7 protein-coding genes and 1 other RNA gene are annotated in these 14956 nt (G+C 63.2%); 5 read left to right on the forward strand and 3 right to left on the reverse strand.

Going from position 1 to position 14956, the window contains the following annotated elements; genetic code table 11:
• The first annotated feature begins 22 nt into the window (after positions 1-22).
• The 3 genes from yidC to mnmE all read left to right on the forward strand — a co-directional run bounded on the left by yidC (position 23) and on the right by mnmE (position 6037).
• Positions 23-1747, forward strand: a complete 1725-nt coding sequence (gene yidC / locus RQH86_RS18085; protein WP_311240094.1) for a membrane protein insertase YidC — start codon at positions 23-25, stop codon at positions 1745-1747.
• A gap of 91 nt (positions 1748-1838) precedes the next feature.
• On the forward strand, positions 1839-4544 hold the full coding sequence (locus RQH86_RS18090; RefSeq protein ID WP_311240093.1) for a polysaccharide deacetylase family protein: 2706 nt from the start codon (positions 1839-1841) through the stop codon (positions 4542-4544).
• Positions 4545-4693: 149 nt separating this feature from the next.
• Entirely contained in the window at positions 4694-6037 is a 1344-nt protein-coding gene (mnmE, locus tag RQH86_RS18095) for a tRNA uridine-5-carboxymethylaminomethyl(34) synthesis GTPase MnmE (protein WP_311240092.1), read from the forward strand.
• Between the two features lie 100 nt (positions 6038-6137).
• Here the strand turns inward: mnmE and RQH86_RS18100 are convergent, their stop codons facing one another.
• Both RQH86_RS18100 and RQH86_RS18105 read right to left on the reverse strand, forming a co-directional pair.
• Positions 6138-9182 carry a TonB-dependent receptor gene (locus RQH86_RS18100; protein WP_311240091.1) on the reverse strand — a complete coding sequence of 1015 codons (3045 nt, stop codon included), beginning with the start codon at positions 9180-9182 and terminating at the stop codon, positions 6138-6140.
• An 806-nt stretch (positions 9183-9988) separates the two neighbouring features.
• On the reverse strand, positions 9989-10831 hold the full coding sequence (locus RQH86_RS18105; protein WP_311240090.1) for a phosphatase PAP2 family protein: 843 nt from the start codon (positions 10829-10831) through the stop codon (positions 9989-9991).
• A 198-nt stretch (positions 10832-11029) separates the two neighbouring features.
• Here RQH86_RS18105 and RQH86_RS18110 point away from each other — a divergent pair, with 198 nt between their 5' ends.
• The gene (locus RQH86_RS18110) at positions 11030-13336 is read left to right on the forward strand and encodes a TonB-dependent receptor (protein WP_115559378.1); all 2307 of its coding nucleotides are present in this window, start codon (positions 11030-11032) and stop codon (positions 13334-13336) included.
• Positions 13337-13440: 104 nt separating this feature from the next.
• Here the strand turns inward: RQH86_RS18110 and RQH86_RS18115 are convergent.
• A non-coding RNA gene (locus RQH86_RS18115) (sX9 sRNA) lies at positions 13441-13515 on the reverse strand.
• Between the two features lie 77 nt (positions 13516-13592).
• Between RQH86_RS18115 and RQH86_RS18120 the strand changes: the two genes are divergently transcribed.
• Positions 13593-14693: a glycerophosphodiester phosphodiesterase gene (locus tag RQH86_RS18120; protein ID WP_311240089.1), complete on the forward strand. Its 1101-nt coding sequence runs from the start codon at positions 13593-13595 to the stop codon at positions 14691-14693.
• Positions 14694-14956 lie beyond the last annotated feature (263 nt).

The raw sequence follows: 14956 nt of genomic DNA on the forward strand, positions 1-14956 counted from the left end.
CGACTGAGCGAGTTGCTGCCCGATGAACCAGACCCGTGTTTTCCTGATCTTTGCCTGGCTGATGGTCGCGGCGCTGCTGTGGATGGAGTGGGGCAAGGACAAGGCGGCCGCCAACGCACCTGCCGCAGTCGCCACGCAATCGGTACCGGCTGCGCGCGACCTGGATGCCAGCGCGCCGGCGGCCAATGTGCCCGCCGCCCAGGCCATCCCGCAGGCAGGCGTCCCGGGCGCCGCACCGGCGGCGACCAGCACCACCGCGGCCACGCCGGCAGCCGCGGGCGCCGCGCCGGTCGTCACGCTGACTTCGGACGTGCTGCGCCTGAAGCTGGATGGCCGAAGCGTGCTGGATGCCGAACTGCTGCAGTTTCCGCAGACCAAGGACGGCACCGCGCCGGTCGATCTGCTGACCGAAGACGCTGTGCACCCTTACAACGCCACCAGCGGTTGGGCCAGCGAGCATTCGCCGGTGCCCGGCGTAGGCGGCTTCCGTGCCGAACAGCCGGGGACTGCATTCGAGCTGGCCAAGGGTCAGAACACCCTGGTGGTGCCGTTCGTCTGGAACGGTCCCAATGGCGTGTCGATCCGCCGCACCTTCACCCTGGAGCGCGGCCGCTACGCGATCTCGATCAAGGATGAAGTGATCAACAAGAGCGGTGCGGCGTGGAACGGTTATGTGTTCCGCAAGCTGAGCCGGGTGCCGACCATCCTCAGCCGCGGCATGACCAACCCGGATTCCTTCAGCTTCAACGGGGCGACCTGGTACAGCCCGCAAGAAGGCTATGAGCGTCGTGCGTTCAAGGATTACATGGACGATGGCGGCCTGAATCGCCAGATCACCGGTGGCTGGGTCGCGCTGCTGCAGCACCACTTCTTCACCGCTTGGATCCCGCAGAAGGATCAGGCCTCGCTGTACGTACTGAATCAGGATGGCCCGCGCGACGTAGCCGAACTGCGTGGCCCGGCCTTCACCGTGGCGCCCGGCCAGACCGCCAGCACCGAGGCGCGCCTGTGGGTGGGCCCGAAACTGGTCAGCCTGATCGCCAAGGAAGACGTGAAGGGTCTGGACCGCGTGGTCGATTACAGCCGCTTCTCGATCATGGCCATCATCGGCCAGGGCCTGTTCTGGGTGCTGAGCCACCTGCACAGCTTCCTGCACAACTGGGGCTGGGCCATCATCGGCCTGGTGGTGCTGCTGCGTCTGGCGCTGTATCCGCTGTCGGCCGCGCAGTACAAGTCCGGTGCCAAGATGCGCCGCTTCCAGCCGCGCCTGGCGCAGTTGAAGGAGCGCTATGGCGACGATCGCGCCAAGTACCAGCAGGCGACGATGGAGTTGTTCAAGAAGGAAAAGATCAATCCGATGGGCGGTTGCCTGCCGCTGCTGATCCAGATGCCGATCTTCTTCGCGCTGTACTGGGTGTTGGTGGAATCGGTGGAGCTGCGTCAGGCGCCTTGGCTGGGCTGGATCCAGGATCTGACCGCGCGCGACCCGTACTTCATCCTGCCGGTGCTCAACATTTCCATCATGTGGGCCACGCAGAAGCTGACGCCGACCCCGGGCATGGACCCGATGCAGGCCAAGATGATGCAGTTCATGCCGCTGGTGTTCGGCGTCATGATGGCCTTCATGCCGGCCGGCCTGGTGTTGTACTGGGTCGTCAACGGCGGCCTTGGCTTGCTGATCCAGTGGTGGATGATTCGCCAGCACGGCGAGAAGCCGAGCAAGATCATCCAGGCCAACGCCAAGTAAGTCTTAAGAAAGGTTCAAGAAGGCCCGCCGCAAGGCGGGCTTTCTGCATGCAAGCCCCTCTCCGTTTGTCGCCATTGCCAAGGACGCCGTCGTGAAGCCATCGCCGTTGCATCGCCTGTTGCTATGCGCAAGTTGCGCGGGACTGCTGGCGCTGGCCGGCTGCGGCAAGCGCGAGGCCGGTACCCAGGCATCTGCTTCGGCACCGCCGGCCAGCGGCACTGCCACTGCCGCCGCACAAACGGGCGACGCCGCCAAGGCGCGTGCGCTGATTGCACAGCTGCGCGAACAGCTGGATCGGCACCGCCGCATCATCGTGTTGCTGGCCGATGAGGACAAACAAAGCCCGCGCGATCGCGCCACCTCCAGCAGCGTGGGGCAGCAGCTGTTCCATGAAAATCTGGAACAACGCGAACACATTGCCGCCGCGTTTGAAGCCGTGCTGAGCTCGCGCGACTCAAGCCGCTTCGCTGCGATCGCCACGGTACTGGACGAAGTGGAATCGGCGCCGGATCTGTTCGATGCCGACCGCCTGGCATTTGCCGAGGTGCTGCGCGAGCTGCATGCGCGTATCGGCAAGGACTCGGCGCTGCCGGCAGTGAAACTGCATCAACGCATCGGCGAGGATCTGGAGGCACTGGACGAGATCGAGCGCAGTTACAACACCGAACTGACGCAGATTTTCAGTCGCTTCGATCGCACCCGGGCGATCGTGCCCAAGCGCGAAAAGTGGGACGACTACGTGGCGCATTTGCGCACCTTGTACACACGCGAAAAGATCCTGCGCGACCATGGTGTGGTGGAGCCGTATCCGTTCTCCGCGCGCGATAGCGACAGCGAAGTGTTCGGCCGCGATCTGCCGCCCAAGACGGTGGTGCTGACCTTCGACGACGGCCCGCACAAGGCCTACACCGAAGAGATCGTGGCCATCCTCAAACGCTACGACGTGCCCGGCGTGTTCTTCGAAGTAGGGCGGAACCTCGGCAGCCTGGACGCCGATGGCAAGCCGAAGCTGGCGCCATTGTCCAAGATCAGCCACACGTTGATGGAGGAAGGCTATGCGGTGGGCAATCACAGCCTGACCCATGCGCAGTTGTCCAAGACCACCGGCGATGCATTGCGCAGCCAGGTGCTGGATACCGACACGCTGTTGCGTGCGGTGGACGACAAACGTGCGCCGTTGTTTCGGTTTCCGTATGGCGCACGCAATGCCGAAGGGCTGCAGCTGCTGGGCGAAGCCGGCTTGAAGTCGATCATGTGGAACATCGATTCGCTGGACTGGGCCGACCCGGTGCCAGAGTCGATCGTGCAACGCGTGCTCGACCAGGTGAACAAGGAACAGCGCGGCATCGTGCTGTTTCATGACATCCACGACCGCGCAGTGAAAGCCTTGCCGCAGATTCTGGACCGGTTGATCGCCGACGGGTATCAGTTCGCCGGCTGGAACGGCCGCGATTTTTCGGTGGCGCGTGCACCCAGCGCCGTGGCCGACGCAACGGTGACCACCGGCTATGCCAAGTCGTGGGCGATCGTGATCGGCATCGACGACTACGCGCACTGGCCCAAGCTCGAATATGCGGCCAACGATGCGCAAGCGATCGCCAGCACCTTGACCGGCCCGCTGGGATTTCCGTCCTCGCAAGTGATCGTGCTGAAAAACAGCGAAGCCACGCGCAACAATATCCTCGCCGCCTTCCATGACCGGCTTGGGGAAGGGCGCGCGCAGACCAACGACCGCGTGTTCGTGTTCTTCGCCGGCCACGGCGCCACGCGCCGGCTCGCCTCCGGGCGCGACCTGGGCTACATCATTCCGGTCGACTCGGACCCGGAGCATCTGGCCAGCGATGCGATTGCGATGAGCGACCTGCAGAACATCGCCGAAAGCCTGCAGGCCAAGCACGTGCTGTTCGTGATGGACGCCTGCTACAGCGGGTTGGGTCTGACGCGCGGCGGGCCGACCTCCAGCGCGTACTTGCGCGAGAACGCGCGCCGCATTGCGCGGCAGATGCTCACCGCCGGCGGCGCCGATCAACAAGTGGCCGATAGCGGGCCGAACGGGCATTCGGTGTTTACCTGGGTGCTGCTGCAGGCGCTGGCCGGCAAGGGCGATCTCAATGGCGATGGCTTGATCACCGGGACTGAGTTGGCTGCGTATGTCGCACCGGCAGTGTCGGCGGTATCGGCGCAGACGCCGGCATTCGGCAGCCTGCCGGGATCGCAAGGAGGCGAGTTCGTATTTCAGGTGCCCAGCGGCGAAGAATTCCTGACCGCCGATACTGCGCAGTTGTCGGCCGATGCGATCGCACTTAACGGACGCGTGGACGCCGCGCGTCCTGCTGCTGCGACTACCGGCGCTGCGGTGGCGGCTGCGCCGGTCACGGTCAAGACCTTGCAAGGTGGCGAAGCCAAGCTGGTTTTGCCGACCGCAGTGAAAAGCAGCGATCGCCAACGCGCGCAGTTGGCCAACGAGCGCGGTTTGCAGTTGTACAAGGAAAAACGTTACGCCGAAGCCGCCGAACAATTTGCCGAAGCCTTGAAGCTGCGCCCGGATTTTGCGCTGGCTGCGAACAATCTTGGGTTTGTGTACTACCGCCAGGAGCGCTTTGCCGAATCGGCGCGCTGGCTTGAAAACACGCTCAAGATCGATCCATCGCGCGCGGTGGCGTATCTCAATCTTGGCGATGCCTACGCCAAGGCCGGCGATCGCGAGAAAGCGCGCAAGGCGTATTCCACCTATCTGGAACTGCAGCCGCAAGGCAGCGGTGCGGCGCAGGCGCGCGCGCAGTTGCAGACGCTTTGATGCACAGTGGCGGGCACACCATCCAGGACAGGCCTGCGCCCAGATGGACGCGTGCCAGCTAACGCCCGAGCATCGTCCACACGGCTGACGGCTGTGCAGGCATTTTGATCGTCACCCATTCGGTTCCAATCCACGCAAGAGCAGTGCCCATGTCCTCTTCCACGTCCACCATCGTTGCCATCGCCAGTGCTGCCGGAACCGGCGGCGTGGGCATCGTGCGGCTGTCCGGGCCGCAAGCGGTGCAGATCGCAACGCAGCTGGGCATTGCGGGGTTGCAACCGCGGCATGCGCACTACGCGCGCTTTCGCGATGTGCAGGGCGAGGTCATCGACGACGGCATCGCGCTGTGGTTCAACGCGCCACGCAGCTTTACCGGCGAAGACGTGGTGGAGCTGCAGGGGCACGGCAGCCCGGTGGTGTTGCGCCAACTGGTTGCACATTGCGTTGCACTGGGGGCACGCCAGGCACGCGCCGGCGAGTTCAGCGAACGCGCGTTTCTCAACGGCAAACTCGATCTGACCCAGGCCGAAGCGATTGCGGATTTGATCGCTGCCGGCGATGTGCGTGCGGCGCGTGCCGCGCGGCGCTCGCTGGACGGTGTGTTCTCGCGCCGCGTCGATGCAGTGAGCGACAGCCTGACGCGCTTGCGCGTGCATGTGGAAGCAGCGATCGACTTTGCCGACGAACCGCTCGATACATTGGGCGGTACGCAAGTGCGCGAAGGATTGCAGCAGGCGCGCACATTGCTGGCGCAACTGCTGCGCGATGCAGAACGCGGGCGCAAGCTACGCGACGGCCTGCATGCCGTGTTGATCGGCCCGCCCAACGCGGGCAAGAGTTCGTTGCTCAACGCGCTGGCCGGTAGCGATCGCGCCATCGTCACCGATGTGGCTGGCACCACGCGCGACACCTTGCATGAAGCGATCCAGCTCGATGGCTTTGAATTGACGCTGGTCGATACCGCCGGCCTGCGCGATGGCGGCGATGCAATCGAACGCGAAGGCATGCGCCGCGCGCGTGCCGAATTGCAGCGTGCCGATCTGGCGCTGGTGGTGCTCGACGCACGCGACCCGCAAGCCGCGCGCGATGCGATTGGCGATGCCATCGACGCCGTTCCGCGCCAGCTGTGGATTCATAACAAATGCGATCTGCTGGACAACAGCGCACCGCTGCTCGATACCAATGCAGTGGCGGTTTCGGCAACCACCGGCCAGGGATTGGAACAGCTGCACACCCGCCTGCGCGAGCTCGCGTTAGGCGATGGCGTTGAAAGCGTGGACGGCGAATTCTCCGCACGCACCCGGCACGTGGATGCATTACGACGTGCCGAGCAACATGCGGATGCGGCCGATCTGGAACTGGGATTCGAACAACTCGAACTGGCCGCCGAAGAGCTGCGCCTGGCGCACGCAGCGCTGGGCGAGATCACCGGCAAGCTGAGCGCCGATGAGTTGCTGGGCAAGATCTTTTCGAGTTTTTGTATCGGTAAGTGAAGCGCCTCTGCGCGATGCGCCGCCAAGAGCCGCGTGAGCCGACTAATAAAAATCCGGCCTTTTCAGGCCGGATTCGTAACGCACACAGTGATGCGACACTTTAAAAGTCGTAGCGGGCAGTCAACCGGAACGAGCGCGGCGTCTGATAGTTCTGATCGTTCAGATAGTTCGGGCTGATCACATCACGCGAGGCTTCACTGAACTCGTCGTACTCGGTGACTCGGTCGTTGTTGAACAGGTTGAACACGTCGAGCTTGATGCGCAGCTTGTTATCGGCCCAGTTGGGCACATAAGCGGCGGCCAGATCGAAAGTCCAGGTCCACGGCGTGCGACCTTCGTCGCCACGTTGGCGTAACACGCGGGTACCGTCTGCGTTCAAGCAATAGAAGCTCGAGCCGCTGTAGCCGCTCAGGGTGCCCTGGTCAGGCTGCGGGATATCGTCCAGCGGGATATAGCCCTGGCAATTGATCGGGCGCCCGGACTGCAGGACCAGATTTCCGCCAAGCTGCCATTCCGGCGTGATCGTATAAGCACCGAACAGCTTGAGCGTGTGCTGACGATCGTTCGGGGTCGGCCCATAGGTGCCATCGGTGAACAGGCGGTGGTCGAAGTCCTGGGTGAGGCCGGCGTCCTCCTGTTCCAGCGTGGAATTGACGTAGCCTTCCACGTTGCCGCGTGTCCTGGCGAACGTATACGAGCCCTGGAAGTTGAACTTCTCGCCAGTGCGCTCCCAGAAGAACTCCAGAGCGGTATGCAGGCGGCGATATTCCGGCAGGCCAAGATACGAGGCCGGCAAGGTCGCCAGTTCTAGTTCGCCATCGCCATTGAGATCGACGTTGATGGTCACATCGCTGCCGGGATTCAAGAAGTAGCAGCTGGGCACCGAGCCCGGATCGAAATCCGGAAAGCCATTATCCGCTGCCCAATCGATCCACGGATTGGTGGTGCAGGTGTCGTCCATCCCGGACTTCACTTCGCGGCGGATCATGCGTACACCGGCCATCCAGTTTTCCGTCAACTGCAGTTGGCCACCGAGGATGATCTCGTCCTGGTACATCGGCGACAGGTTGGTGGACGCGACAGAGGCCGGATTGGGCGCGGTGAGCGAGCCATTGGTCTGGGTCTGGCCGATTTGCGCGCCTTGGCCCACCGGCGTGCCATCGGCTTCGCTCCAGCCATTGACGAAGTACCAGTTGGACACGGTCGATTCGGCGCCGGTGGCGCGAATACTGGAGTTGGTCGCCACCGGGATGTAATAGCGGCCTGCGGTACCGAACAGCTTCAAGCTGGAATCGCCCAGCACATCCCAGGAGAAGCCCAGGCGCGGGGCCATTTTGTAATCGGATTCGATCCAGGCAATACCATCGCCGTTCTTGTTTTCGAACTTCTCACCACGCAAGCCGAGCACGGCGAGGAAGTTTTCGGTGACCTGCCAGTTGTCTTCCAGATAAAACGCGCTATTGATGTTTTCGTAGCTAGAGCTACTGGTCTGATAGACACGCGAGCGTGCGTACAGCGCATTGCGCGGAACCAGCTGGCCGTTGACCGTGCGACCAGGCCGGCCCGCGAACGCACCGGTGGCCACCGAAGTACCGGGCACCGTGTAATACGCCCAGTTGATGCCACCGGCGTAGGTCCGGCCACGGTGACTGGATTCGTACTTTTCCTGATCCACGCCGAAGCGCAGCCGGTGATCGCCCAGTACCCATTCGCCATCGACACGGAACGCCTTGCGGATGTCCTCGTCCGGCTCTGCGTCGGCGTCGGCGATGGTGGAGATCGTGCCCGGGTTGCAGCCGATGTAACGGTCGATCACGCTGGTGGTCAGGCCGAAGCTATAGGCCCACGGGCATTCGCTTCCGGCCGGGTCAGCCGGCAGGCGGGAGTCGATCAGATTGCTCAGGTAGCCGTATTGCGCCGACAGTGTGAAGTTGTCGGTGAAATAGCCGGTGTACTTGAGGATGCCGATCTTGCCGCCGTTTTCCATCTCGTACTGTTCGATCGGCACTTCGTGCCGGCCAACGTTGTAACGGTTATCGCCGTTGGCGTCGGTGGCGTATTCGTACGTGCGGTATTTGGTCTTGGCCTGGTTGTAGATGCCGGTGAATTCGACCAGGTTACTGTCGTTGATATACCAATCGAGTTTGACCATGCCCTGCGGGGTCGTGTCACTGACGCGCCGGCTGGTCAGCGCGTAGAAGTTGTCTTGGCTCTCCTGGCGGCCTTCCACCATTGCAAAGAAGAACAAGCGGTCCTTGATGATCGGGCCGCTGGCATAGGCAGAGTAAATGGTGCTGTCGAACTGATCGTCGCTGCGGTACTGGTACAACGGGTCTGCCGCATCAGGGTCACGCTCGCGGACGTTTTTACCTGCCGCAGCGCCCCAGTCCGGCGCCCATTCCACGCTGCCGCCGTAGTGCCATTCGTTGGAGCCTGCCTTGGTGACGATGCTGACGATGCCGCCCAGCGAGCGGCCGTATTCGGCGCCGTACCCACCGGTTTTGACCTGCAGCTGGCCGATGCTCTGGAACGGCAGATTGGCGAACGACAGGAACGTGCGCATGTTGGTGACGTCGAAGCCATTGATGTAGTAGCCGTTCTCGGCCACCGACGATCCGCCGAACGAGGCAAGGTTGCCCGCACCCAGCCCGCTATCGCCGCGAACCGCGCCAGGCGCGAGCAGCGCGACCGAAGAGACGTCGCTGGCCACCGGCAGCGAGACCATCTGCTCGGCAGTGAACACGGTGGTCGATTCCACCGAGGAAACGTCGATGGGGTTGAACGCTTGCGCGCCCACCACTTCGATCCGGTCAAGCGTTTTTGCCTGACTGCCGAGCATCACTTGCGAGCCGCTGCCAACCTTGACCTCGACCTCGCGGGTCACTCCATCGGAGGTGATGATGTACTTGCCCGGAGGCAGCTGGCTGAAGGTGAATCTGCCATCTGCGGCGGCGGTCGCCGAGCGGCTCACGCCCGTCTGCGGGCTCTGGATGGCGATGGTGCTGCCGGGCTGCCCACTACCGAAAATGGAGCCAACCGCGCTCTGCGCCTGCACCCCACCGATGACGCACATGCCCAGCGCCAGGCTCAACGCGCTGCGCTTGATGTTGCGCGATAACGAACTACGAACCCCTGGACGCGTCATTCCTCTCTCTCCTGATGAATTCGGTCACGGATACTGCAGACGTGGGACTCGACTGCGAGCGCAGTCGAGGGGGAGCTGGGTTTCAGGGCACGATGTCGACAACCTGAACGGATGTCACATTCCTGAAGCCTGTCTGAAGATTAATCGAAGATGTACGGAAATGTCATCATCCGGCAACGATTGCCGAATTCAGTGCTTTTGGGCCGAGATTCGGACGCGCAGATGCTGTAGGGGAATGAAGTATTCAGCCGTGAGGTCCAGCGCTGGACAGGCGGCAGCGCTGTGGGGTGCCGGGTCATCTAAGCGAAGCGATGCCAGGACCCGTGGCATGCAGCGTCAGACGCCGTAAGACAGGCGTCGCGCTTGCCAAGGCGGTGTGTGGATCCCCGATCGCCACGGTCACTGCATGATCAAGAAGGCGTAGCGCGCCGATAAGGGCTGCAAGGCCGCTTCAAGACTCCGTTGAGAAAGCGCAGGTGCTGCTGCACCCCGGGTTATTGGAGCGCCTGCCGCAAGGTCCACGATGCTGCCCAGCCTGGCGCCGGTTCTGCGTGCTCGGGCGGTAGGCCTGCTGCGGTAGGTCTGCTTTGGTCCGCGTACCAGTGGCGCATAGGCCCACGCTAAGGCACAGTTTTCCGCGTTCCTCGTGCATGACGCGGCTCTTCGCTTTGTTGGTGTCGCACGCGCATCGGCCGCAGATCGGTGGGCTGTCGCCGGCCGACGTTCGGTAAGACCGCTGCGCACAGGCCAGCGCACTTCAGGCCGGCATGGCCGTTCCAGTCAAACAGGGCAATGTGCGCTGTTGTCTACATCGCGCCCGGCAACACTGTCTGCAAAGCCGCTGTTTCCGCTGCGCATGTGGCCGAATCCGCAGGCTTGGCCTCTGCGATTTCGCGGCGTGCAGCGATCAGATCCTTTTCAAACCCCGCGTTGCCGTGCAATGCGGCGACGGTGGCCGCGCCCATCATTCGGCCTTGCAGGACATCGCTTTGCCAGTGCACGTTGCAGACCAGGCGGCTGTCGCCGAAGGCGCGGCCGCGTGCCAGGAGCGCATTGCGTTGGGCGGGAGCGATCTCGGACAGGATCAGGCCCCAGGTCCAGCCGATGGCGGTGTGGCCGGACGGGTAGGAGCCGTTCTTGCGCAGTGCCGCATCGTCAGCCGGGGTGCACATCGGCTGAGCGTTGCGCATGAACGGGCGCGGGCGCTGATAGCGCGCCTTGGCGGCGCTGGTACTGCTGCTGGCGTCGCGCATGCTGCGTTCGAGCAGGCGCAATAGATGCGGCGTGCTGGTCTGGTCGATCTGCACGCCCAGTGCGCAACTGAAATGGGCGGCGGCGTCGGGAAAGCTCAGCACCGCGTCGCGCGCAGCCAGATCCCAGCGCGGTGTACCGCGCAGCGCGAGCATGGCTTTGGCGATGGCCTCGTCGTTGGCGAGCGCGGCGCTGCCGTCCTGCGGCGGGGGCGGCACCAGCTGCAGGCTGTCGGGCAGCTGTTGTTTTTCCAGGTATCCACGCGCGTCGGTGGCGAGCACCGAGTCCGTCGGCTTTGCCGGTTGCCGGGCACTGGCCACGCCGCTGCCGATCACCAAGGCAGCAATGGCGACGCTTGCCAGCGTGCGTTGCGAGTGGCGGGCGATGCGGTGGGCCATGGACGATTCCTCGAAAGCAGTACGACGAGAAGAGTCGCGCAGATTACGACGTACAGATGACACGCGCATGCCAGCACAACGCAGCGACAGCGCGGCATGCGCAGCAGCTGTCTCGGCACTGTCATCTGAGCGTCGCATCGACGCAAGACAGCTGTCGCACGCTTGCCGTCATCTTTTGACTCGTCCCCCACGCCACTCATGCCCAAGACCCATCTCTTAAGTGCTGCCGTTCTCACCGCGCTTGTGTTGTCGCCGGCCGCGCATGCCGCCGATACGCCGGCCGACGTGTCCGCCGACACCGGCTCCACCGTGCAGCAGCTCGATGCGGTGTCGGTGATTGGCCAGGGCGAAACGCGTCAGGTGCAGCGCATCACCCAGCAGGACATTCCGGTGCTGCCGCCGGGCACCAGCATCCAGAAGCTGCTCAATCGCATGCCGGGCGTCAACGTGCAATCCAACGATGCCTTCGGTGCCAATGAAGAATCGCAGACGATCAGTCTGCGCGGCTTCAACGGCACGCGTCTGGGCTATACGCTCGACGGTTTGCCGCTGGGCGATAACGCCTATGGCAACTACAACGGCCTCAACATCAGCCGCGCGTTGATCGCAGAAAACTTTGGTGGCGTGGAGCTGGCCTCGGGCATCGGTGCGTTGGGCACGGCGTCCACCAGCAACCTCGGCGGCACCATCCAGTACTACTCGGCCGACCCGTCCAGCGTGTTCGGCGGGCAGGTCTCGCAGACGCTGGGGTCCGATGCCAACCGTCGCACCTTCCTGCGCGTGGATACCGGCGATTACAACGGGTTTTCTGCGTATCTGTCGGGCATCGAAGCCACCGCGGACATGTGGGCGCGTCCGGAATCGCCGACCACCACGCGCCAGTTCAACGCCAAGGGCGTGTACCAGTTCGACGGCGGCAAGCTGACTGCGTTCGCCGATACCTCGCGCACCTCGCAGGCCGACTATTCCTATCTGTCCAAGAGCGGCATGGCGCGTGGTCTGGGCTGGGACTGGAATCTGTACGCGCCGGATTGGAACCGTGCACTGGCGGCCGCGTACTGCGCGCCGGCCACGCGCAATGCCGCACGCTGCGGCTTCAGCGGTGGCGTGGATAACGTCGACGATGCGTACTACCAGAGCCGTGCGCTGCGCGACGACGATCTGTTCTATGTCGCCGGCGACTTCCAGCCCAACGATGCGATCAGCCTGCACACGCAGGTGTATCACCATGAAAACAAAGGGCAGGGCCATTGGTGGTCGCCGGGCCAGGCCTCCAATCCGGGCACACCGCAGGCACTGCCGATCTCGATCCGCAGCACCAACTACTGGATCAACCGTACCGGCGGCATCGCCTCGCTGGGTTGGGATCTGGGCCCGCATCATCTGGAAGCCGGGCTGTGGTACGAGCGCAACCACCACGATGTGGAGCGCAATTTCTACTGGATCACCGGGCCGGTGGACGACGACAAGTTTCTGCAAAATCCCAACCGTCGGCTGTTCTCGCAGAACTACGTGATCACCACCCGGCAGTTCTACGTGCAGGGCAACTTCAAGTTTCTCGACGAGCGCCTGAGCCTGGATCTGGGCATCAAGAGCCCGAGCACTGAAATGACAGCACGCGAGACGCCGGGCATTGCGGTGGAAGCGCCGGTGGCCACTGGTTCGATCAAGGCCAGCGAGTCGGTGCTGCCGCAGATCGGGCTGGGTTATCGCCTTGCCGAAGGCCAGGAAGTGTTTGCCTCCTACGCAGAAAACATCGCTGCGTTTCAGGGCGGCGGTGCCGGTGGTCCGTTGCTGGTGACGCAGGCTTCGTTCGATGCCAGCGTCGGTGCGCTGGAGCCGGAAAAGTCGCGCACCATGGAAGCCGGTTACCGCTTCGTGCGTGATCGCTTCGAGGCCTCGTTGGTCGGCTACGACGTCACCTTCGACAACCGGCTGCTCTCGCTCAATCCCTGCGCCAGCATCCAGCAGGGCACCACGCCGGCCTGCACCACGCGCTTCTTCAACGTGGGCTCGGTGAGCAGCCGCGGTGGTGAACTGACGGTGATCTGGAAGCCCACCAGCTACCTGCAGTGGTACAACTCGGCCTCGATCAACCGCTCCACCTACGACGACAACTACGTGCAGAACGGGGTGACCATTGCCACCGCGGGCAAGACCACGGTGGATACGCCCAAGCGCATGTTCGCGAGCGAAATCGCCTTCAATTACGCCGGTTGGAACGTCAACCTGCGCGGCAAGTACACCGGTGAACGCTTCTATACCTATACCAACGATCAGGGCTTTGGCGGTTACACGTCATTCGATGCCGGTGCCGGCTATGAGTTCGGCCAGGTCAGCGTGCTGCAGTCGCTCAAGCTCTCGCTCAACGTCACCAACCTCACCGACAAGCGCTACGCCTCCAACCTCACCGCGTTCGCCAACAGTGATCCGAATGGGCGGCAGTTGGCGTTCCACGCCAGTGCGCCGCGGCAGGTGTTTCTGACGCTGGATGCCAAGTTCTGAGGACGGGATTTGGGAGTGGGAAATCGGGAATCGGGAATCCTAACAGCGGGTCTGGTTGCTGCTGATTGATTTCCGATGTTGATCGACGTGAATAGTCTTAGAGTGGCTGGCACCACCTAGTGAGTGATTGTCGGGCGGGCGCGGACGATGCGGAGGAAGCGGGATGCACGGGCGTGCATCTCTGCTTGATCGTCGGCCAAGCTGGCCTGGCGATGACGCGGTGGTGTTGATGGCTGCTTTTTCGTTGGAGAGAGGCATGATGCAGTTCCACCGTGCGTTGGTGTTGGGAGCGATGATGGTCGGCATGAGCGGGCCCGTTTTGGCCGAGGCGCCGTTGGCCAACACGGTGCAGATCTTTGCGCACCGTGGCGCCAGTGCGTTGCGTCCGGAACACACCTTGGCCTCTTACGCCAAGGCGATCGTCGATGGCGCCGATTTTGTCGAACCAGATCTGGTGTTGACCAAAGATGGTGTGCTGGTGGCGCGCCACGAGAACGAGATCGGTGGCACCACCGATGTGGCCAGCCACCCGGAGTTTGCCGCGCGCAAGACCCGCAAGACCATCGATGGGCAATCGATGGAAGGCTGGTTCACCGAAGACTTCAGCTTGAACGAGTTGAAGACGCTGCGCGCGCGCGAGCGGCTGCCGCAACTTCGTGGCACGCGCTGGGACGGGCAGTTTCAGATCGTGACCTTCGACGAGATCATCGATTTCGTCGCGGCCGAATCTGCCGCAACCGGGCGCATGATCGGGCTGATTCCGGAGATCAAGCATCCGAGTTATTTCAGTGCGCTCGGTTTGCCGATGGAAGACAAGGTACTGGCCACCTTGCACGCGCATGCGTATACGCGCACGGCGCCGGTGGTGATCCAGTCGTTCGAGACCGGCAATCTGCGGTACCTGCGCGGCAAGATCGGGCGACAAAGCAACATCCGCCTGCTGCAGTTGCTGGGTGGCGCGCAGATGCCGTTGCCCGATGCGGGTGAGGGCGACGCACCCGGCACCTATGCGCAATTGATGACCCCGGCCGGGCTCAAGCAGGTGGCCAGCTATGCCGATGCGATCGGGCCGGATATCCGCGCCATCATTCCGCTGGATGCGCAGCAACGGCTGGGTACGCCGACCAGCCTGGTGCGCGATGCGCATGCAGCCGGATTGCAGGTGCAGCCGTATACGTTCCGTCCGGAAAATTACTTTCTGGCCGCCGATAACCGCAGTAGCGGCGCGGTGACCGAGCGTAACGACGCAGGTGCCTTGGCCGAGCTCAAGACCTATCTGGACACGGGCATCGATGCGTTCTTTGCCGATGACCCTGGCCTGGCGCGGCGCGCATTGCGCGGGCAAGCACCGCGATAGGTAGCGCGTTCGTAGGAGCGCGCTTGAGCGCGACGGGCATCACCGGGATAGCTGCATCGCGCGCGGGCACACTCGCGCGGGATGCGATGACGACGCACTTCGCGTTGCAGCACCGCTCACGTTGCGTGATCCTCGGACACCTATCGTGCCGGGCATCGTCGGTAACGCCCCGTCGCGCGCAGGCACGCTCCTACGTAACGCGGTGTAGCGGCCCGATTGGTTGGATGTTGACCTTACGAGAGGCGCTACTTGCCTTCGCGAGA

The sequence above is a fragment of the Xanthomonas sp. WCS2018Noco2-27 genome, assembly GCF_031843525.1.
GTDB lineage: Bacteria > Pseudomonadota > Gammaproteobacteria > Xanthomonadales > Xanthomonadaceae > Xanthomonas.

What these genes read in the sequence shown, in the direction of transcription:
- RQH86_RS18105 (WP_311240090.1), bottom strand. Translation starts at nt 10,831, where the DNA reads ATGGCCCACCGCATCGCCCGCCACTCGCAACGCACGCTGGCAAGCGTC.
- mnmE (WP_311240092.1), top strand. Translation starts at nt 4,694, where the DNA reads ATGTCCTCTTCCACGTCCACCATCGTTGCCATCGCCAGTGCTGCCGGA.
- RQH86_RS18120 (WP_311240089.1), top strand. Translation starts at nt 13,593, where the DNA reads ATGATGCAGTTCCACCGTGCGTTGGTGTTGGGAGCGATGATGGTCGGC.
- RQH86_RS18100 (WP_311240091.1), bottom strand. Translation starts at nt 9,182, where the DNA reads ATGACGCGTCCAGGGGTTCGTAGTTCGTTATCGCGCAACATCAAGCGC.
- RQH86_RS18110 (WP_115559378.1), top strand. Translation starts at nt 11,030, where the DNA reads ATGCCCAAGACCCATCTCTTAAGTGCTGCCGTTCTCACCGCGCTTGTG.
- yidC (WP_311240094.1), top strand. Translation starts at nt 23, where the DNA reads ATGAACCAGACCCGTGTTTTCCTGATCTTTGCCTGGCTGATGGTCGCG.